Below are 21389 nucleotides of genomic sequence, written 5' to 3'. Positions count from 1 at the left end.
CCCGAGTGTATAATGAAAAGGTCATGATCAACTTGTCCTTCTGCGCAGACAATATCACCTTTTTTTAAATTTAATGTTAACGGTCCAGATATCTCACTCATAAGTTCCTCAAATTTTTAGAATACTTTTAATAGTTAGGATAAGTTCTTTTTGTAATTTGTTATAGTAAATACTTTGTGGGTAGTACTCATCCTCAAAAGTTATATTTCTTCCAAGTCCTCGAGTTACAATTTCAGAGAAGTCGATAACTTTAATCCCGTTCTTTTTTGCATTTCTATTAATTAATTTATTAAATATTGCATTACTTCTCCAGTTTCCACAATCATATGTTGCTGCCATGCTAAGGTTTTCCTTAGCTTCCTTAAGAAGCCCCTGGTTTAGTTGTGCAACTCCTAGAAGGTAATAAGTTTGAGCATTACCAATAGACTGCGAGAGTAGCTTCTTAAGCCTAGCGGAGGCCTCTTTAGACTGACCTGAGTCTATTAGTTTTTTTATGTCTGATTGCTCTGTGATAATTGTACTTGAGACGGCATTGTCACAAACAATTCTTGGTGGAATTTCTAAGTTTACTGGAGCGGTTATGTAAATAAATGTAGAACCTTTTTCTCTTGAAATAGTTGCAAGAGTATCTAATTGAATAGAAAAGTAGTTATAAATTAGTTCTGCTCGCGTTTGAGACACTACAGCAGATGATGCTTTTGGAAACGGAAGAATATTTTGTTTTAGGTAAAAGTATTTTATTGGCTTTTTGTATAGAACCTTGCTGACATCAGGAAGTGCCATGAGCAAGCTAGAGAAGCGGTCGTCTTTAAACATTTTCATATTGTAGTCATGGGTGCTTTTGTCAGCGGTAAGAAGTCTCTCCTCATAAAACTCTTCACTTGCTCCTGAGTAAATAACTATTGGTGGAAGCTTCTTTAATAATCTCAACTTTTTTAGAGTCCTGTGTAGGCCTTCGCTTTTAGAAGACCAATTGTAGATCTTTAACTGATTTCTTAGGTTCTTAGAAAGAGTTTCATTTATTGCAGGGATGTACTTATCTAGGTTTACGCCTAAACGGTCTCCGACAATCAATATGTCACTAGAGCTGATTTCTTTGAGATCTGGGGATTTATATTGTGCAGAATCAACAAAATAAGGGAATGGGTAAATAGTAGTCGGCTTATTCTTAATGCGAATAAAAAGGAGTGAAAGGCCACCAATTGTAATAAGGCTAAGCGAAATAAATAGTTTTTTAATCATTATGTACTTTTAAACAGTTATATAAGTAAAAATTTCTCTGTTTTCTTTATTGTATATAAAAATTCTGCTACATAAAAGCTTTGATATATTAGGAAAATAGTAATAGGCGAATTTATGCGTAGCGTTCCAGAATTATTAGCACCCGCGGGTAGCTTGGAAAAATTGAAAGTGGCCATTTTATATGGTGCAAATGCTGTTTATCTCGGTGGGCAGAAGTTCGGACTTAGGACAGCTGCTGATAACTTTACAACAGCTGAGCTTGAAGAAGGTGCCCATTTTGCTCATGATCGTGGAGCAAAGGTCTATGTTGTTCTTAATAGTTTTCTTCACGATTCAGATTTAAGTGAATTGCCAGAGTTCTTATCCCTTTTAGATGAGCTGAGTATAGACGCAGTTATTGTTTCTGATCTCGGTGTAATTGAGACAATTAAAAAATATTCTAATATTGAAATACACTTATCTACTCAAGCAAGTTGCTTAAATACAGAAGCTGCCCTTCTGTGGAAAGAGATGGGTGTAAGGCGAATTGTTTTAGGAAGAGAAATATCACTCTCTGACGCCAAAGAGATAAGAGAAGCTTCGGGGCTTGAGATTGAGATGTTTATTCACGGCTCAATGTGCATGGCCTACTCTGGAAACTGTGTTATATCGAACTACACACAAGGAAGAGATAGTAATCGTGGTGGCTGTGCACACAGTTGTCGCTTTGAGTACTCTCTAGACTTTAATAATATTGAAAATGCTTCAAAAGATGAAGTTAAAGCATATTTTATGTCTTCTAAAGATTTAGAGGGAATTAGAGCTCTTCCTGAGTTTATTGAGGCCGGAATTGACTCTGTTAAAGTTGAAGGCCGAATGAAGAGTCATCATTATGCTGGAACAATTAGCAAAGTGTACTCTGATGCTCTAACTCAATATCAAAAGAGCGGAGATATTGTTTCTAAGAATATTTTAGAATGGGAACAAGAACTTAGAAAGATTACTCATCGAGACTATACTCTTGGCTCTCTACAAGAGCCTGCAGGTGCAGACTCTATATATACAGAAAGAGAGCACGAGACTCCTGACTATGTGGTTGCGGGGATAGTTCTAGAGGTTGTTGAAGATAGTCACTTACTAGTAGAGGTTAGATCTGCATTCTACCCTGGTAGCACATTAGAGCTTGTACCATTCAATGATCCTTGTATTGAGTTTAAAGCAGACTTTTTAACTGAGACTGATGGAAGTAGCTGTGAAAAAAGTCGTCCAGGTATTTTACTAAAAACTCCGTATGTTAAGGGAGCTGAGCAGTGGAATATAATACGTGCGAAGGTAATGCAATGATAGTTTGTACATATGTAGATCATTTAGATGAAGCCATTTTAGCTAAAGAAGCTGGTGTTAATGAAGTGATTCTTGGAAATATGTTATTTTCTAGATTTGGAAAGATATCGCCTAAGAGATATTCAGAGTTTTGTCGTGAGGTCAAAAATTTAAACTTAAGAGTTGTTTTTGATTGGGATATTCTGATGACTGAGAAAGTTTTTCAGCAAAGGAAGTCTGAGATCCAAAGTATAAATTGGGAATGTGTAGATGCGATTAGAGTTCAAGATCCTGGTGCACTATATTGGATTAAGAACAATCTCCCAGATATGCCAATTCAATTACTAACAGAAACTGGAAATCATAATTTAGTGGGTTTAAAGAAGTGGAAAGAGATTGCTGGCCCACAGTTAGAAAGAATGATTCTCTCTATCGAGCTACCAAAACAAAAGCTGTCTGAATATATAGATGCTCTAGATGTTCCAGTAGAGATTTTAGTGGCAGGTAGAATTCTTCTTTTCTATACGCCTAGAAACCTTATATCTCCATATATCCTTGATCATGATGATGATAAGACTAAGGCAGCTATGGAGAGCTCTTATGAGTTAGAAGGCTCTAGTGAAGAGAGCCCACATAAAGGTTTTCCTCTTTTAGAAAACCTTCATGGTACATTCATGTTCAATACTAAAGATCAGTTTCTATTAGATCATTGTGTGGAATTACAGGAAATGAAGCTAGCAGTCGCTAGAGTAGATTTTAGGCATATAAAGGATAACAGCTTTTTAGTAAAGGCCGTTAATGCACTTCGTTCACCAATTTCAAGTACAATACATCCTTTAAAAGATGATTACCCTAATCCTATCATTCGCGGTTTCTTCCACGTTAATAAGTCTGATGTCCTTTTTAAGAAATTGAAAAATCAAAGAACTCAGAGAAATGATAAAAACTATATTGGTGATGTATTAGATGTAAAAAAGAAGAAGCATCTAGGCATAATGGTTAAGTCAAAAGATATAGGCTTACAAATTGGAGATAATCTTATTTTAAAAACTCCAGACGGTAAGGAGAAAGAACTTATAATCTCTGATCTTAGAAACTCTAATGGTGAAAGTATAGAGAGCGCCTCTATAAATAGTATTGCCTTTATTAACCACGTTTCAGGCGTTAGTGTGAAAACTCGAGTTTATCGCCACGAATAAGTTGCACTAGGGTGTGAAAAAATAATTTAATTTTATCATTTATTTATTTATACCTTGGGATCATTTTTGCTGTAAGCTCCTGAAAGCCCATCAACACTTAAATAGCAAATATTTATTTTAACTTCCATTAACTTTTCTTTACTACAATTTAAGCAGAATTAGCCTTTAAAATGGTTAAGAGATTATAAAAAACTGACGAAATAAGTATTGTAAAGTTTTTGGAGAAATCGTGAAAAAGTGCGCTGCTAAATTATTTTTATTCTTATTTGTAAATTGCAATATATTTGCTCTTCCTGGAATGAATAGTATTTCCTACGACTTTTCACTGAATGAGGAGATATTCTCACAAGCTGCCATAAATTGTCAGACAAGACCTACTACAGATGTAGGGCTAGAGAGTATTTCAGACTTCATGAATAAAATGAACTGCAATTCAATTAAAGACCCTGAAAAGTTTTGTAACTGTGTTAGCGCTATTTCAAATAAGGGAGCACACTTAACAGATAAGGAAGCTGTTAAAATAGGTCTTGTTGTAGATGAAGTCTCAAAAGCAAAGGTTCTTGAGTCTATTGCTGGTAGTGTAGAAGATATAGAAGGTTATGATGATTTAGTAACAGTTCTTGGTTCAGCTTACGTTGGACCTAAGTGCCTTGTTACTGATAATGGAAATGACCCTATTTTTGGAGAGTTTCAAAGAAAGCAACGACAGGGTAAAATACTAACTAGTAAAGACGAATTGTCTTTAAAGATTTTCGAGAAAATTAGCTCAGATATCAAAAATACAAAGAAGTTACCTCTAGAGGATATTCTTTCAGATGCAGGTTATCTTAAAACTTTAGCTTCTGATATTGACTACAGAAAAAGTAGTGGCCAAGTAAGTTTAACAGATAGCAATAAGTATGATCTTTCAGTTATACAGTGGGATAAAGTTGAAGATTCTGCAGTAATGAGACTTATGAGGAATGATGAAAATCTACCAAACATACTTGCTAGTAGTATTAAATCTAATCATAAAAAAAGCGCGATACAAATGTCTAATGCTACTGGTGCGTTTATGTTAGGAACTCTGCAGAGTAAGCTAAAAGTAAGTCTTTCAAAAAGTAGTCCTTATCATAAAGATGTAGTTCAATACTCTGATGGCTACGATTCAATTATGGTTGATTCTTCTATTTCTTCAGCATGTAAGAAAGTTCGATCTGAAATAGATAGGTTAATTCGTAAGTCTGATGTAGATAAAAGTGTGAGAAGCTTGAGAGCTGCGGCTTTTAATCCTGTTACAAAAGAGCAGAAAGAGACGTTTAAAATAATAGAAAAAGAAATTGCCAGTAAGCTAAATGGTAATTTAACTAAAGACGAAAAAAGTAGAGTTCAGAATTTTATATTTGATATAGATGTCTTATTTTGTAAAGAACGAGTAGATCTTAAAGAACTAAAAGGTAAGTCTAACAATATAAAAATAGTAGACGCACTAGAAAAGGAAGTCCTAGTCGTGTCAACTAAGTTAGAAATAGCAAAGAAAGATAAGTTAAAAAATTATAATGAATTTATAAGATTAAGTGATGAACTTAACAAGCAGATAGAATTAGAAAATCAAAAGAAAAGAGAACTTGAACTTTTAACTAATATCTTCAATGGAGAATATTCAAAAAGAGATGGAGATAGTGTTATTGTTGATATTAAGAATGAAGAGCTTATTTCTTTAGCAAAGAAATATTCACCAAACTTAGCTCTCATGATAGAAAATGCTAATAAACAAGCATTTGTTCAAGGTGTTAGTTTTTCTACTGATGAGTTAAAGATTGCTATTGCTTACGCAGAAAAAGAAGCTAAGGAGGCTAAGTTAAAGATTAAGTCTCTAGAGAATAGTTTTGTTGATTATGACCAAAAGTATAGAGGTAGTTTAGGACTAGTTAGTCAACTAGAGGAAGATCAAGATAGTGTAATAAAGAAACTCGAAAGAGCTGTTGGTTCAGCTGCTGCATTAGAGATTGTCGTACGTACAGATAGAGAAGTTGATCAAAAGCTAGGTAACAAAAGTAGTTACGAACTTGTATTTGAAAATGAAAAAAGAAAGTCAGACAAAGACTTTGTTAAAAAATCAAAGTCTGAAAGGTTTCAAAGTGAAGTCTTAGCAATTGCTACTTCTGTAAATGATGTTCAGACTGAAGAGTCTTCAACTCGTGAAGTTATCGCTAATGTTAGGCCATCTGAAGAAATTGTTACAGAATCCGTAAAAGAACAAGAGTTTACTGCTCCTAGTTCTCTTTCTACTGATAATAGATTCTCAAGTAATATGATGGTTAACTCTCAAAATACTCCTGTTCAAAATAAACAAAGACAAACTGTTAAGACAACACCTAAGAGCGATAAGAGCAATGAACTAGAAAATAAAATAAAAGAACTCGAGGAGTTGGTAGCTCAAAATAACCAGGTCACTAACACTCCTGAAGAGAGTAGCTCAATAGATTCTAAAATTGCAGAATTAAAAGAAAAAATTAATATTGAAAAGATTAGGTCTGAAAAATTAAAAGTAACAAAAGAATTAAATGAATTAAAAAATACTAAAAAAGAAACTAATACTAGTGTTGCGACACAATCAACTTCAGAGGTTTCTCCTCTTAGAAGTCGTATTGCTGCCACAAACTCTAGGTCTCCTAGCTCTTCAACAAGAAGTTCTGGAGGAGTATCTTCTGCTGGCGTATCTTCAAACTCTGGTGCTAATAACTTTTCATCTAGTTCTGCAATTGCTTCTTCTTCCGATGTAGGAACGCCATCAACAGCTTCTAGGCAAGTAACTGAGTCTCAAAATGAGAGAGCAATTGATAGCAACCTTGATAAGAGTGGACTAGTTTCTCTAGATGGTGCTATTCGAAATGAAAGTAATTCTTCATCTCAAATTGAACTTGTTTCCTACCAAGGAGATGTTTCTGAATTAGATAGTAGAGTCGTAAAGGTAGATTTTAACCTATCTGCTGATGATATCGAAAACCGAACAGAGGTACTAGAGTCACTCTTTGCTGAAGGTGAGGATGAAATTGTAGTTCTAACGCTAGAAGGAAAGAAAGTTATTGTTAAAAATAAAGTAAAACAAACTAAAAAGATCGAAGATCAGCAAAAAGAATTAGAAAGAAAAAATAGAAAAATGAGACATCAGAATTTAATTGATCTACTTAAAGTCGGACAAGCTGATGCCTTACCTATGTTAGATCAATAATTATAAAGGCCACATCAATTCCACCATTAGATATAAACCTCTTTTCTAAGAGGTTTAAACCTTTGAGCTTGTGATATGCCCAGGTTGGGAAAATCAATGCTATTTTTTTTAGTTTAATAGAATCCTTAGCGTGAGTAATTATCCTATTTATAAATATATCAAGTTCTTCATCTAGCTTAATTCTCTTTCCATACGGTGGATTAATAATAGCAACTGAGTCTGTTCGCTCTTCTAACTTAAAGAAGTCTTGTACTATAATTTCTTCAAACTCTTCTTTAAAAGGGATAAAGTTGTGCTTGATAGACTCAACTGATTTTGGGGAAAGGTCGTATGTAGAAACTGATTTAAATAATCTATTCTCTATTTTTTTTCTTTTTCTCAGAGGCAGGTTGATAAAAAAGGGGGCTATCTGATAATCAAAATCTCTATAACTATTGTATCTGTTAAAAAGAATAGACTCTAAGCTAAATGTTCCTGTTCCAGACATAGGGTCTATTAAATTTTGGTCCTCACACAGCTCACTAAGTCTGAAAGTCATGGCCGCCGCGATGCTTTCTCTTAAAGGGGCCGCATCGGTGTAGAGTTTTACTCCGCGCTTGTCCATACGTGTACCACAGAGGCTTAGTGAAACTCTTAGTCTATCTTGATAAAGATCTATATGGATCTTATTACTAATAGACTCTTTACCTTTTGGTACCTTCTTTATGGGAGATTTTTTTAGCGCGAGCTTAATACCACTTTCTACAGATTCTTTGACTAAACTTGAATTAATTATCTTCGATTCTTTTGTTGTCACTAGAACTAAAGGAAAGTCACCTCTAAGGTAGTTATGCCAAGGTATTTTTGATATTTTATTATATATCTTAGGCCTATCTTTTCCAGTGAATTCATCCAGTATTATATAGGCGTCAGTTGGTATTCTTAAATATGGAATAAGTGTACAAACATCAGAAACATCAGCTTCAAGGAATAGTTTTCCTTTTTTTTGCTCAATCTCTGGAAGTTCAGAGGAGTTTAGTGAACTCCATTTTTTTTTTAGTTCACTTAAAGCGATATCTTCGATTCCCGGGAGTACTGTAAAACTAAATTTCATATTTTTATCTTCTGACATTGTGATATTATAATTTGATTAAAAAATAGAATCTATCTTAGAAAGCATATAAGTACAAATAATCTTAGGAGTATGTAGTGAAAGGTGTATTAACATTGATTCCGACACCAATAGATGAAGATAGTCCCTTAGAGCAAGTGGCCTTCAAACAATTAAAGGAAGCCACGGAGAACCCTTCTGATAATATTTTTATCATTGAAGATCTTAAGCCTGGAAGAAGAAGATGGTTAAAGTTTGGCTTAACGAGAGATTTAGTAGAAGACTTTGTTTTATTCAATGAGCACTCACGTGTAGAAAACCTTCCTATTATTATGCAGGCTCTGAAATCTGGTAAGAATGCTTTTATTATGAGTGATGGGGGACTACCGGCTTTTTGTGACCCTGGAGTTGAACTCGTAAAGGCCTGTCATCAAAATAATATCAAAGTAACCGCCACGCCATTTTCAAATTCGATCTCACTTGCTTTGGCCCTGAGTGGAATAGATCACTCCAAATTTACTTTTGGCGGCTTTCTTCCAATTAAATCACCAGAGAGAGATGAGGAGCTTAAGAGTATCCTGAGTCGAAAAGAAACAATTATTCTAATGGATACCCCTTATAGAATGAAGAAGTTACTGGATGAAGTAAATTCTCTTAAAACTGGCAGATTAGCCTTTTTAGCAATGGATCTAAACTGTCCAAGTGAGGAACTACATTTTGGAAAGCTAGAGAGTATTACAAAGAAAGTTAAAGACTTCAAGCGTGAGTTTATCCTAATTCTAAGCCCTTAAGTCATCAAAAGACATCTGCCTTTATAGACTAGCTAGGTGCTTTGTGCTACCTAGCTTCTATGGGAAATTTATCAGACAGAAAATACGCACATATTCAATTGGCCAATGATGCTCAGACAGAGAAGGAGAGTTTAAATAAACTCTTCGATTATGAACCAATATTCTCTGCTCATCCACAGAGCATAGACTTATCTAAAGACTTTCTTGGTAAGCGTGTCCAAGCACCTCTTTGGATCTCTAGTATGACTGGAGGAACTGGTGACGCCAGAATAATTAATCAAAATCTAGCTAAGGTCGCGGCTGAGTTTGGTCTTGGAATGGGCCTTGGCTCATGCAGACCTTTATTAGAAAGTAATAAGGACTTTGAGGATTTCAATTTAAGACCTATCCTTGGAAGCGAGTTACCATTTTGGGCCAATTTAGGTATCGCACAATTAGAAGAATTAATTGAATCAAATGAGCTAGATAGAGTTAATGAGCTGGTTGAAAAGCTAGATGCTGATGGACTTATCATACATATAAATCCTCTTCAGGAGTGGTTTCAACCAGAAGGTGATACCTATAAGAAGCCAGCACTTGAAACTATTGAAAAAGTGATAGAGTCGCAGATTCCTGTGGTCGTTAAAGAAGTTGGGCAGGGAATGGGTCCAAGATCTATAAAAAAGCTCTTAGAACTACCATTGAAGGGCTTAGAACTGGCATCTTTTGGTGGGACTAACTTCTCTAAGTTAGAGAAATTACGAGAGAATTCTAAATATAGCTCAAAGTTACATGATCTAATGTTTGTTGGACATACTGCACTAGAAATGGTAGATCAGATAAATCTTTTACAGAGCGAATTAGGCGAGAACTGCCTTTGCAGAGATATTATTATTTCAGGCGGAATTTCAGACACTCTTTACGGCCATTGGCTTAGTGAGAAGTGTTCTTTAAATAGTGTGGTAGGAAGGGCCAAAGGGTATCTTGATCACGCAACTGATCTTGATGAGCTTAGGGCATTTGTATCTGGTCAAATTGAAACGTTAAAGATGGCGAAGGCATTTTTAAAATTGAGATAAGGGGTCTAAGACTTGAATATAATCAGCGGATTTTCAAAGCTTACAAAGTTAGAAAAAATTAACTACCTAGTTGATCATTTCTTAAATGGCAGCCGATTTTCAAAAGATAAGATTAAAAGCTTTTGGCACGACAGTGAAGTTGAACAAAAAGTTTTTGATGACTTTTCTGAAAATACAATCACAAACTTCTATGCACCATATGGTGTAGTTCCAAACTTTAAATTAAATGATAAGATCCATTGTGTACCAATGGTAATAGAAGAGTCTTCAGTTGTTGCTGCTAGTGCTAAAGCTGCAAAGTTTTGGCTTGAGCGTGGAGGCTTTAAAGCTGAAGTTGTATCTACGACTAAAGTAGGTCAAGTTCATTTCATTTGGAATGGAGACACAGAACAACTTTTCGATTTCTTTGAAAAGTCTAAAGAAGAGTTAATTGAAAGTGTTTCGCCTCTTGTAGTAAATATGAATAAAAGAGGCGGTGGGCTTCTTTCTCTGAATCTTAAAGACTGTACAGACCTAGAAGAAGGTTATTATCAATTGCATGGAGAGTTTGAAACTTGTGATGCGATGGGTGCTAACTTTATAAATAGTGTATTGGAAGCTCTAGGTAAGAAATGGGAAGAACAAATTCTTCTTAACAAAGGATTTGATGAAGCGCATAGAGATGTCCAGATCGTAATGTGTATTCTTTCTAATTACACTCCAAATTGTCTTGTAAAGGCATGGGTTGAGTGCGATATCGAAGATCTTGAAGATCGTGGTCTTGGAATGACGGCCAAGGAATTTGCACATAAGTTTTCTAGAGCAGTAAGAATAGCTCAAAAAGATGTTAATAGAGCAGTCACTCACAATAAAGGTATCTTTAATGGTATCGATGCTGTTGTGCTGGCAACAGGTAATGACTTTAGAGCTATTGAAGCTTGTGGACATGCCTATGCTGCTAGAAACGGTCAGTACTCAAGTCTAAGTAATTGTATTGTAGAAAATAATCGTTTTAAATTTGAAATAGAGATACCACTTGCCCTTGGTACTGTTGGTGGTCTTACTTCTCTTCACCCAATGTCAAAGATATCATTAGATATGCTCGGTGGCCCAAATGCTAAAGAGCTAATGATGATTACTGCAGCTATTGGTCTTGCTCAAAACTTTGGAGCAGTCAGATCACTTGTGACTACAGGTATCCAAAAGGGTCATATGAAAATGCACCTTATGAATATTTTAAATCACCTTGAGGCTAATGACGAAGAAAGAGAAAAAGCAAGAATTCAGTTTGAAACACAAGTAATCTCTTTTAATAGTGTTAGAGACTTTATCGCAGGTCTAAGGAACTATCAGTGATTTTAGAAAACAAAGAACCTGAATTAATCAGGGAAATAAAATCTAATAGAAATATAAATGATAAAACAAATGATCATACCTTCTATGGTCATGGAAAGCTTCTCTTAACGGGGGAGTACTTTGTCCTAGATGGTGCTCAATCTCTAGCGCTACCTACAACAGTAGGACAGTCGTTAAATGTAAAATATTCTCCATCATTTTCGCCCAAGCTTTACTGGAAGAGCTTTGATGTTGCCGGTAATCTTTGGTTTGAAACAGTTTTCGAATTTTGGAGATTTGAAATTACAAGTGTTAACCCAACTCCAAAAGAGCTAGTTCTTCAAAAGATATTAAGACAAGCAAGAAAGCAAAATCCTCATTTCTTGAGAGATGATATAGATGTACATGTTGAAACACATTTAGGTTTTCCACTCGAGTGGGGACTTGGTTCTAGTTCAACTCTTGTTCACAATATGGCCCAGTGGGCATATGTAAGTCCATTTGAACTTCAATTTGAGACTTATGGTGGATCTGGTTATGACGTAGCATGCGCTCAGTCTGAAGGACCAATATTCTACTCTCGAAATACAAATGGACCTAAGTGGTCCCCAACAATATTTGAGCCAAAATACAGTGAAAATCTCTACTTTGTTTATAGAGGTCAAAAGCAGGATTCAAGAAAGGCGATTGAGTATTATAATAGTTTAAGACCAATTGATCCGGGAATAATTCTTAGTATTTCAGATATTACGAATGAGATTTCTAAGGCCAAAAGCTTGAAAGAGTTTGAATTCCTTATTGGTGCCCATGAGAATATTATCTCTAAAACTCTCGATCTTAAGCCTGTTAAAGATGAACTCTTCTCAAATTACTGGGGCGAAGTTAAGTCTCTAGGAGCATGGGGGGGAGATTTTGTTCTTGTAACAAGTGACAGACCTAAAGAAGAGACACGTAAATATTTTCTGGATAAAGGCCTTGAGGTTTTTATTCCATATGATGAAATAATATTAAATACTAGCAAGCAAGACCAAAAGAATGAATTCCTACATTAAAAAGTATACGAAGAAAGAATTAATAGAAGATACGGGAAGGGTTTCTTGGACGTCGCCTTCAAACATTGCTCTGATTAAATATTGGGGAAAGCATGGTAAGCAGTTGCCTTGCAATCCCTCGATTAGTTTTACTCTAAATGAGTCTAAAACTACTATGGATTTTTCATGGTCCATTAAAAACGCTTCTAAAGATGAAGTTGTTTTAGATTTTTATTTTGAAAATAAAAAAAATGAAGTTTTTGAAAGTAAAATAAGAAAGTTCTTGGAAAATAATTTTGAACTTTTTCCTTTCTTAAAATACTTAGGACTTGAGATTGAATCAACTAACTCATTTCCACACTCAGCTGGAATTGCTTCCAGTGCTTCAAGTATGTCTGCTCTTGCTCTTGGTCTATGTTCCATTGAAGATCAAGCTTTTGACTTAAATCAAAGTGAAGAAGAATTACTTGAAAAGGCAACTTATGTTGCAAGGTTAGCTTCTGGTAGTGCATCACGCTCAATTTATCCGGGTATCGTAAGCTGGGGTAAGTCTGAACTTGAAGACATTCAATCAACTGATGAGAGTGCCTCAGTCGTTAATGGGATTGCAGATATTTTTAAAACATACCAAGACTCAATTGTGATTGTTGACGGTGGTGAGAAGGCCGTAAGTTCTAGGGCCGGGCATGCTCTAATGGAGTCTCATCCTTTTAGAGATGTTAGATTTAAGCATGCTAATGATCAACTAGCGTTATTAGTTGATGCTATGAAGACAGGGGATGTTGAAGCCTTCTGTGATATTGTTGAAACGGAAGCTCTTGAGCTTCATGGTCTAATGATGAACTCATCACCTAGCTATACTTTGATGAGACCTAATACCTTAGCAGTTATTGAAAAAGTTAGAGAGTTTCGCCGTAGAACAAGTTTACCAATTTGTTTTACATTAGATGCAGGTCCAAATGTTCACTTGCTCTATCCTGAAAATATTTCGAATGAAATTAATGAGTTTATGACAGATGAATTAGTTCCACTGGCTCAAGGTGGTCTTATTATTCATGATAAAGTAGGTTCTGGTCCAGAAAGGTTTCTGTAGATGGACTCATTCTATTCTAAAGTGCTCCTATTTGGAGAGTATTCTATTATTAGAAATTCAATGGCCTTGGCCGTTCCTTACCAACTATTTGAAGGGAAGTTAACATTTCCTAGAGAAAAGAAAGATAGAGTTGATGGTGAGTTACGTGCATTTTGCCAATACCTAAAAAACCTTGAATCCAGAGGAGAGTTACTTTGCCCTATGGATTTATCAAGCTTTGAATTTGATATTGGACAGGGAATCTTCTTTGATTCATCTATCCCTCAAGGCTATGGAGTTGGTAGCTCTGGTGCACTTGTTGCTTCTATCTTTGCTAATTACTCGACTTGTAGTGAGCAAGAGTGCGCGAATTTAGGTTATTTAAAAAATGTATTTGCTCAGTTTGAGTCACACTTTCATGGCTCAAGCAGTGGCTTCGACCCTCTTATAAGTTATTTAAATAGTCCTATACTCACTACCGAATCTCGTGAATATCAAAAAGTTGAGATACCTAAAAACACAGGCGAAGGTGCTATATTCTTATTAAATACTGGTAGACCAAGAAGAACCGAGCCTTTAGTAAACTTATTTCTAGAGAAGTGTAAGACAGAGTCCTTTGAGAACCTTTGCGATAATGTACTTGCTCCTATTACGAATAGTTGTATTGAATCTTTCTTAAGCAATGATAGTGAGAGTCTCTTTGAATTTTTTAGAGAACTTTCTGATTTCCAATTTAGACACTTTGGGCCAATGATACCAAACTTATATAGTGAGTTATGGAGAACTGGACTAGAACATGAGAATTTTTATTTGAAGTTATGTGGTGCCGGTGGCGGAGGTTTTCTGCTTGGGATGACAATGAACTTAAAAGAGGCGATGCAAGAGCTTAAGTCTCATGAAATTCGCCCCCTCTATAGATTTTAAATTATTGTCCGCTACTCATTTGTTCTGCTCTCTCTCGCTTGAGTCTAGAAGAGAGCTCTTTAGCACTAACTGTTTCAGCATCTTCACCATGAATTGCAATTTCTTTCCAGTCATTAGTGCACATTCCAGCAATACTAAATTTCTTTTCCCACTCAAGTCCTTGATCTAGATTCTTTAGAATTGGCTCTAATAGACTTCTCTTAGCTTGTATTCTCGCAACATCTGGTTGTGAGTTTATCGTTTTTAAGAAATTTTGAATTGGAGAAAAGTCATCGTATGATTCAACTGTAATATGATGAGTAACTAAGTCTGTAGCATTTAGCTTCTTTGAAAGTAGAAGCCATTGTCTCGCAGTAGAGTTGTTAGTGACAGCACTAGTAAAGCTAATACCACCACAACTTGGGACAATACCTTTAGATAGGTGATTGAATTCAACTTCTGTCTCTTTATGAGAAACTCTAATATCGGCACCCATCGCTAGTTCAAGACCAAGACCAGCACAACCTTTCTTTAAATCAGCAATGATAGTTTGTGGCAAAAAGAACATGCTATAGATAAGCTTTTGTAGTTTTTCAAAATTCTTTTGTCTTTTTTCTTCTGTCCAAGTAGAGAATTCTTTATCATCTAATCCTTTACAGAAGTAGTCTCCAGTTCCTGAAAGATAGATAGATTTAATTTCAAGGTGAGTTGAGATCCAAGTGAAGAGTGTTTCCAGTTCAAAAATCATCTCAGTGTTGATGGCATTTTGAACTTCTGGTCTATTGAGCTTTATACTTATACTTCGCGTTTCTTTGCTCAGTTCCACACTTAGGGTGTTGTAGCTAAATAATGACATTTTTACCTTCCTTGGTATCTCCTAGAATCTATCCTTGATTCTATATATAAATTTTTTCAAACATCGGGGAACTCTGTCAAAAAAAAATGTAATATAGGACCATATAAATGGCCATATTAAGTGATTTCTACTACTTGGTTTATTTTCTTTTAGGTGTCTTCTAGTAAGAACTTAAGATCTTCAGATAACTCCTGATCTACAGGGTCGGTCTTTTTGGGTGCAATATTCTTCAAAGTAAATGATTTCTTGTTTAGATGATACTTCTTAAAGTTACTATTAAAACTTGTCACGAGCTTAGTAGATTGAGAGTACTGAATTTCAAAATGAGTACCATAGTAAGCAGTAGGGTTGTCTCTTATATTGATTAATACACCAACTTTCTTTTTATTATATTTTTCAGCTCTATATAGTCTAACGTGCCCTCTCACTAAACTTAATAGTCTTATCCCGTCACTAGTTGTTTTTCTTAATATGACTTGTGTGTTTGGTGCAAGAACAACTGTTCCTATCACTTCATCATTAAAGTCCATTACGGTAAGGCCTACTTTACTAGTTGTAATGACTTCATTTTCATATAGGGGAGTTTCTATGTTGATCTTTGTATATTTATTTGTCCTTGGAGAGTATTTAAAAGAACTTCCTTCAATACTTGTAAGTGTCATCGAAGCGTGAAGTTGTCCGGATAAGATTAGTATGGAGAATACTAATAAGAGCTTCAGGATGCCTTCCCAGTTTTTATAGAGTTGTTAATCATCTCCATTATTTTATTTGGGTGAATACTATTGTCAGATGAGAAGATTAACTTGTCTTCTATACTTTTAAATCCACGTATCTCTTTAATCTCGAGTTCAATGGTCTCTGTATTATTATTTGAGACCATAAAGCTCTTCTTAATTAACTTTTCTAACTCTGTAATATTACCCGACCAGTGATGAGTCATTACAAATTGCATACTCTCGGGACTAAGTTCTCTTAGAGGTAGATTTCTTTTTCCACACTCTATTTTTATAAAGTACTTTGCTATTGTTAGAATATCCTCTCTTCTATTTCTAAGAGGAGTGAGATGAAACCTAGATTGGGTTAATTTTTTAAAGAGAAGTTTATTAAACTTACCAATTTGGACTTCATATATTAAGTCTCTACAGCTTGTGGTGATAAATTTACAATCTTGAAACTGTATCCAATTATATAGAGACTTCTGATCTTCGTAGTTAAGCTTGTCTATATTTTTTAAAATTAATGTCTGACTACTTGAGAACTGAGGAGTATCGTTAAGTATTTTTTGAAGCTGAGCAGGGTCTTCGCAGTTAAATATGTCTTTCTCAGAGTTATTTGAAAGGTACTTAGCAAAGAATTCTTTTCCAAGTCCTTTCTCTCCAACTATATTTACATTTGTTTTTCCATATTTTAATTTTTTTAAAGTAGATCTAATCGCTGAAGACTTTTGAGTTGAACCAAAGTAAATAAAAGCGTCTTTTAGCTCAGGGTTTAAGTGTGCTATAGATGTAGATTTGCTCTTAACAATATAATTAAAGAACTTCTTTGCTACTACTAGCGAAAGAAAGTGTCCCATATTCTCATCAGCAATAGAGAATTGACCGCCTTTTTTATTGTTAAATTGAAGTACTCCAATACATTTACGTTCTTTATTTAAAAGAGGAAGACAGAGAGTGTTCTCTAGAGTGAATTTATCCTCATCTCTTTCTTTTGGCTCTTTTAGAAATGTATTAATACATCTTGCGGTCGTGAAACATTTTCCAAGCTCTCCCTTATTAAAGGAGTTGTCTTTTATATGAGTACAGTTGGAGTCATGATAAATGTTTTCTAGTTTATCTTTTTCAAGATTAATTTTCCAAACTCTAACTTCCTCACAGTGAAGAATATGTGCACATTGATCTAATATTTCATTTATATTTGAATTACTAAATTCTCTGTAGAGAACTGTTAATAATCCAAAGAGTTCAACCCCATCATCTACATTTATTTCTCTCACGGATAGGGAAGACTTGATCAGAAAGTCTTTCAGTTTTTTACCCGAGAATCCTGAAATATAATCTGTAATAAAGTATTTAAGTTCAGACTCTTCAGTTTGGTCAATAAGCTCAACACCATAATTAAATGTTTTCTTTTCAGAGTTCTCTTGAAAGCTTCGTATCACGTTTCCTTCTACTTCAAGGTCCCATTTGTTAAATATTTTCTTTGTAAAGATTTCTATTTTTATTCTAGACCCAATTGGTATTTGAACACTAGATTTAAAAGAGAGGCTAAATAGATTAAAGTCGACTAGTCTAGTGTCTGTACTGAGTGTTCTTCCAATATTATTCTCACCTATCAGTGAAATCTTCAAGAAGATTTTATCGTTCATCTCAGATCGGACTCTGAAGGATCTATAGAATTTAAAGTTATTGATACCATTTGCCATACTCATTTATCGGTTTTCTTTCCTTAATAGTTTAAGTAAAAAGAAGAATTTTCCGATAAATAGTAGGTCTATATTAGGAAGTATAACGTATGAATAATATTGTAAAACTAAAGTCTTATCGATCTTTTCGTATTCCCGTCACAGAAGGGGATAAAATTAGTATGGATATTATTAAATATAACGGGAACTTAGTTCACTACGATAGCAATTCATGGAAATTAACTAATGTCAGCTTGTCTGGTGTCGCATTTGAGTCAAGTATGACTTTTGAGAAAGAAGGTATTCTCGAATTAGAGTTTACGTTTAAAGGTCATCAATTCAATGTCTCTTCCAAGGTCGCAAGATTTATTCCAAAGTATAATGTTTTTGGTGAAGTAGAAAGTTACCTCTATGGAATTGAGTTCTTCACTGAAGATCAAGATAATGGGAAAGAGTTTATTTCTTCTTTCATCTCTAGTTTTAGTACACGAAGACTAAAGAAGCATCTCATTAATTTATTAATTAATGAAAGTCGTATAAATACTTTTACTGATGGACAAAAATTATCGCTTTCTCTGTCGTTGTTTTTAGATATGAAACAATTTAAGGGGATAAGTGATTTTCTTAAAATTATCTTTAAAGAAAGTTGCAGGTTCTCAAACTCTGAAGTTGGAAGAATATTTTTATTAAATAAGAAGAGAGACCATTTATACAGCTATGATATTGATAAGGAAGAGTTTTATAAATACTCTTCTCTAGAAAATCAAAACCTCGCTAATGATATCCTGGCCCAGAAGTCGTTTCGAATAATAAGGTCAAATGGGGATTTAAATTTAGATAACTTCCCATCAATGCCTCTTAATAAAAGTGGTGATGATTATTCTAGTGCTCTTTATTTTCCAGTTCTAGATTCTCAGGGGAAGGCATGTGGATTTTTTGAATTTATAAACTTTGATCAGTCTAAGAACTATAGCGAGAGAGATCTCTCTGTTATAGAGCTTTTTAGTAATATCTTTACTCTTTGTTTTGGGGACCTTGATAAGACTGAATTTGTATCTCACTTGGAGGATAATATTGGATATATTGATAATTCAGTAATTATTGGTCGTAGCAAGGGAATGGACAATATTAATGAGTTTATCCATGGGCAAGGCTCACATGTTGAGAATGTTTTGATTGAAGGGAATCATGGTGTGGGTAAGATTCATATTGGAAAAAACATACATCACTGTAGCTCTCGAAGTAAAATGCCAGTAGGGGCCCTTTTCTGTGAATCAATTATTGATGAGAATGATCTTGAAGTTCAGTTAACTGGTGATCTTGATCACGTTGGTAAAATTGAGCTCTACTCAGGAGGATCACTTATTGTTCATGAACCCTCTGAGTTAAGTGCTAGTTGTCAGAGTTTATTATTTAGCATTTTAAAGAAAAGGGAAGATATTAGACTGATTACGACGTCAACAAATCCTCTTATGAAGCTTTGTGAGGAGGAGAAGTTTGATTATGGACTATATAACTTTCTATCTGAAAACTATTTTCATGTACCAGATCTTAAAGATAGAAGAGAAGATATTCCATGTTTAGTTAATCACTTTTTAGACCTTCTATGTTCGCAGTATGGTCTTCCTTCTAAAAGAGTGTCCGACTTTGTTATGCATACTTTTGAAAAATATAGCTGGCCTGGTAATATTGAAGAGCTGAAGGTAACAACAGAGAGGCTTATTAATTATTATCCATATCTAAGATTTTTAGATGATCTACCACAAAAGGAGTTTCCTATTATTGGAGAGTATCCAAGACAGAGTGGAATTATTGATAATATCCTTAGAGATGCTACTCATGAATTAGACTTGGACTCAGTTAAAGAGGGAGTTATCACTGCTTACTGTGCTGCCCAAGGGATCACTAGAGAAGAGTATGATAGGTCTTACGCTGATATTGACGAAGGACTAGTATTAAGAAAAATAGCCTCTTAGAGTGCCCACAGTTGTTGACGCTAAAAAAATGTTCAAAAAGCTACGAATATTCTTTAACTTACCGAAAAGACATAAAAACAAGAAAAGAATCAATTATTACTCTTTAATTTCTCTCTTTTGCGAGAAAATAGAAGGGTAATACCACTTTGAATGTGAGTAATTTATGAAAGTTAATAAAGTGTTCATTTATTCATCCCTGCTAGCACTACTTATATTTAGTGTTTCTCCTTCAGCTCTCGCTGAAGAGTGCTCTGATGGATTAATTTGGAATGAAAATATCGAACAATGTTTAAGTGCTGAAGACGATAGTAGAGTTAATGAAAAGCAAAAAATGTGTGACTCTAAAGCAGATGGTGCAGGAAAAGATGAATGTAATAAAATGGTTCAGAGTTTTGATACCGACCCAAAATCAAATGTAGATTCATCTGATGTTGAATTATCAAAGAAAGAAAAGGCCATTCAAAAGATAGGTACAGCAAAGTCTGTGGTTAGTGCAGGTATTGCTGCTTATAAGTTATATGAAGCATATAGCGCGGCAAAGAGTGCTAAAGATGTATTTAGTAATATGTGTATTTCTGGAATGATTTCAATCGCCACTGGTGTTATGTCATTTATGAATGATAGAAATATGGAAAAGCAGGTTAAGCAAACATTAAAGATATCAAAACAAAATCTAGACGCATTAATTAAAGAGAACGAACGAACTAAAGGGACTTCGTATGAGATGCAAATAAAGTTAATGCAGGCCTACCGACAGGTTCTTCTCGCAGGTGCTCAATCAGCTAAGATTAGAGAAGATGGATACAAGCAAGAAGTAACAATGTATTCATTAGCACTTGGTATTGCTGCCATTGAAGCTGTTATTTATGCTATCCCACCTAATGTACAGATGGATAAGGTTAAGTGTGCTGGTTGGGTTGCAGGAAGTGCAACGATTTCTCTTGTGTTAGGAACGAAAATGAAAAATGCTGCTTCTAGCGCTAGATCTAAATATGAAAGTGAAGCTGAGAAGCTTGAAAATATTTTAAATAAGTATATGGACTTCTTTAATAAAAAACATATTGATAGTACGACTCTGTCTACGCAGCTAGCGATCAATGGTAGCTCAGGGGCGCCAATAAACGTTAGTAGCTCTACTCAAGCAAATAACTTCTCTAATAAGAATTTAACTACTGAGCAAGTGGAGATGTGTGAAGCAGCTCCTTCTACAGAATGTTGTAACGACTCAGGTAAGACATGTCCTACTTTTAGTGTTTCATTTGGGAGCCCAACAGTGTCAAGTGCAGTTGGAAAGTCTGGTCTCACTGGTGCTCTGGAAAGGGCCGATGCAAGACTTTCTGGTAACCTTAACTTATCTGATAGTGGAGTTAGCTTAGCTATTGATAATGACCTAAAAAGAGCTGGTGCATTTAAACAAAGAATCTTAGATCAACTAAAAGATAAAGGTAGATTAAGTGATTCACAGGCAGAGATGTTTGATGAGAACAAACAAATGAAGGCCTTTCTAAAGAAGAATTACGGCAGTGAAAGTGCAAACTTATCATCTTCTTTTGGAGATAGTATGGCGCTTCCAGATGTGGATAGAATATCTTCAATTATTGAAAAGAGTGATGTCCCTAAAGAGCTTAAAGGTGATAAAGACAAACTATCGTCATCAATGAGTAAGTTTGCTGCACTGTCAAAAATAAATAGCTCTCTAGGATCCCTTGGTCTTGAATTAGAAGGTGATTCTAATGGAGATAATGGTCTAGGTGACGAACTTGCTCAAGATAGTGGCCTAGCAGAAGGTGAAGAGTATATTTATGATGATAATCAAATAGTAGAGAAGCCTGAAGTCTCAATTTTTCAGGTAATTAGTAATAGATATAATGTATTAAGGATAAATAAGAGGTTTGGTCAAAGGGCCGTTAAATAAAAAAAGAGCTGGTTAAACCAGCTCT

Annotated in this window: 16 protein-coding genes; 11 read left to right on the top strand and 5 right to left on the bottom strand. The window is 34.9% G+C overall.

Features of this window, described 5'->3' with window-relative positions; genetic code table 11:
• Positions 1-108 precede the first annotated feature (108 nt).
• Positions 109-1242 (bottom strand): hypothetical protein, encoded by a 1134-nt coding sequence (locus tag ABX784_RS02310; RefSeq protein WP_372652089.1) that lies wholly within the window; start codon positions 1240-1242, stop codon positions 109-111.
• Positions 1243-1356: 114 nt separating this feature from the next.
• Here ABX784_RS02310 and ABX784_RS02305 point away from each other — a divergent pair, with 114 nt between their 5' ends.
• The 3 genes from ABX784_RS02305 to ABX784_RS02295 all read left to right on the top strand — a co-directional run bounded on the left by ABX784_RS02305 (position 1357) and on the right by ABX784_RS02295 (position 6957).
• Complete coding sequence (locus tag ABX784_RS02305; protein WP_372652087.1) at positions 1357-2565, top strand: U32 family peptidase; 1209 nt, start codon at positions 1357-1359, stop codon at positions 2563-2565.
• Positions 2532-3743: a U32 family peptidase gene (locus ABX784_RS02300; protein WP_372652085.1), complete on the top strand. Its 1212-nt coding sequence runs from the start codon at positions 2532-2534 to the stop codon at positions 3741-3743. Before ABX784_RS02305 ends, ABX784_RS02300 begins: the two co-directional genes overlap by 34 nt.
• A 229-nt stretch (positions 3744-3972) precedes the next feature.
• Positions 3973-6957 (top strand): hypothetical protein, encoded by a 2985-nt coding sequence (locus tag ABX784_RS02295; protein WP_372652083.1) that lies wholly within the window; start codon positions 3973-3975, stop codon positions 6955-6957.
• Here ABX784_RS02295 and ABX784_RS02290 read toward each other — a convergent pair.
• Positions 6941-8050, bottom strand: coding sequence for a hypothetical protein (locus tag ABX784_RS02290; RefSeq protein WP_372652081.1), 1110 nt, complete (start codon positions 8048-8050; stop codon positions 6941-6943). The genes ABX784_RS02295 and ABX784_RS02290 overlap by 17 nt on opposite strands.
• Positions 8051-8145: 95 nt before the next feature.
• On the opposite strand from ABX784_RS02290, the gene ABX784_RS02285 reads away from it, so the two are divergent.
• Genes ABX784_RS02285 through ABX784_RS02260 form a run of 6 tightly spaced genes read left to right on the top strand, consistent with a single transcriptional unit; the run spans position 8146 to position 14237 of the window.
• The gene (locus ABX784_RS02285) at positions 8146-8838 is read left to right on the top strand and encodes an SAM-dependent methyltransferase (RefSeq protein ID WP_372652079.1); all 693 of its coding nucleotides are present in this window, start codon (positions 8146-8148) and stop codon (positions 8836-8838) included.
• Between the two features lie 59 nt (positions 8839-8897).
• Positions 8898-9896, top strand: a complete 999-nt coding sequence (locus ABX784_RS02280; RefSeq protein ID WP_372652077.1) for an isopentenyl-diphosphate delta-isomerase — start codon at positions 8898-8900, stop codon at positions 9894-9896.
• 12 nt (positions 9897-9908) lie between these two features.
• Positions 9909-11231, top strand: a complete 1323-nt coding sequence (locus ABX784_RS02275; protein WP_372652075.1) for a hydroxymethylglutaryl-CoA reductase, degradative — start codon at positions 9909-9911, stop codon at positions 11229-11231.
• Positions 11228-12262, top strand: a complete 1035-nt coding sequence (locus tag ABX784_RS02270; protein ID WP_372652072.1) for a GYDIA family GHMP kinase — start codon at positions 11228-11230, stop codon at positions 12260-12262. The genes ABX784_RS02275 and ABX784_RS02270 overlap by 4 nt, the downstream gene beginning before the upstream one ends.
• Positions 12246-13334, top strand: coding sequence for a diphosphomevalonate decarboxylase (gene mvaD / locus ABX784_RS02265; protein WP_372652070.1), 1089 nt, complete (start codon positions 12246-12248; stop codon positions 13332-13334). The genes ABX784_RS02270 and mvaD overlap by 17 nt, the downstream gene beginning before the upstream one ends.
• Entirely contained in the window at positions 13335-14237 is a 903-nt protein-coding gene (locus ABX784_RS02260) for a mevalonate kinase (protein ID WP_372652068.1), read from the top strand.
• Position 14238: 1 nt separating this feature from the next.
• Here ABX784_RS02260 and ABX784_RS02255 read toward each other — a convergent pair whose 3' ends face one another.
• The 3 genes from ABX784_RS02255 to ABX784_RS02245 all read right to left on the bottom strand — a co-directional run bounded on the left by ABX784_RS02255 (position 14239) and on the right by ABX784_RS02245 (position 17494).
• Positions 14239-15072, bottom strand: a complete 834-nt coding sequence (locus ABX784_RS02255) for an enoyl-CoA hydratase/isomerase family protein (protein WP_372652066.1) — start codon at positions 15070-15072, stop codon at positions 14239-14241.
• Positions 15073-15221: 149 nt separating this feature from the next.
• On the bottom strand, positions 15222-15734 hold the full coding sequence (locus ABX784_RS02250) for a hypothetical protein (RefSeq protein WP_372652064.1): 513 nt from the start codon (positions 15732-15734) through the stop codon (positions 15222-15224).
• A gap of 53 nt (positions 15735-15787) precedes the next feature.
• A complete protein-coding gene (locus ABX784_RS02245) occupies positions 15788-17494 on the bottom strand; it encodes a hypothetical protein (RefSeq protein ID WP_372652062.1) in 1707 nt (568 codons plus the stop codon).
• 89 nt (positions 17495-17583) lie between these two features.
• Between ABX784_RS02245 and ABX784_RS02240 the strand changes: the two genes are divergently transcribed.
• Positions 17584-19449, top strand: coding sequence for a sigma 54-interacting transcriptional regulator (locus ABX784_RS02240; protein WP_372652059.1), 1866 nt, complete (start codon positions 17584-17586; stop codon positions 19447-19449).
• Positions 19450-19612: 163 nt separating this feature from the next.
• Positions 19613-21364: a hypothetical protein gene (locus tag ABX784_RS02235; RefSeq protein WP_372652057.1), complete on the top strand. Its 1752-nt coding sequence runs from the start codon at positions 19613-19615 to the stop codon at positions 21362-21364.
• Positions 21365-21389 lie beyond the last annotated feature (25 nt).

This window comes from Halobacteriovorax sp. (assembly GCF_041587335.1).
Lineage (GTDB): Bacteria > Bdellovibrionota > Bacteriovoracia > Bacteriovoracales > Bacteriovoracaceae > Halobacteriovorax.
This window is presented reverse-complemented; position numbering and strand designations above follow the sequence as displayed.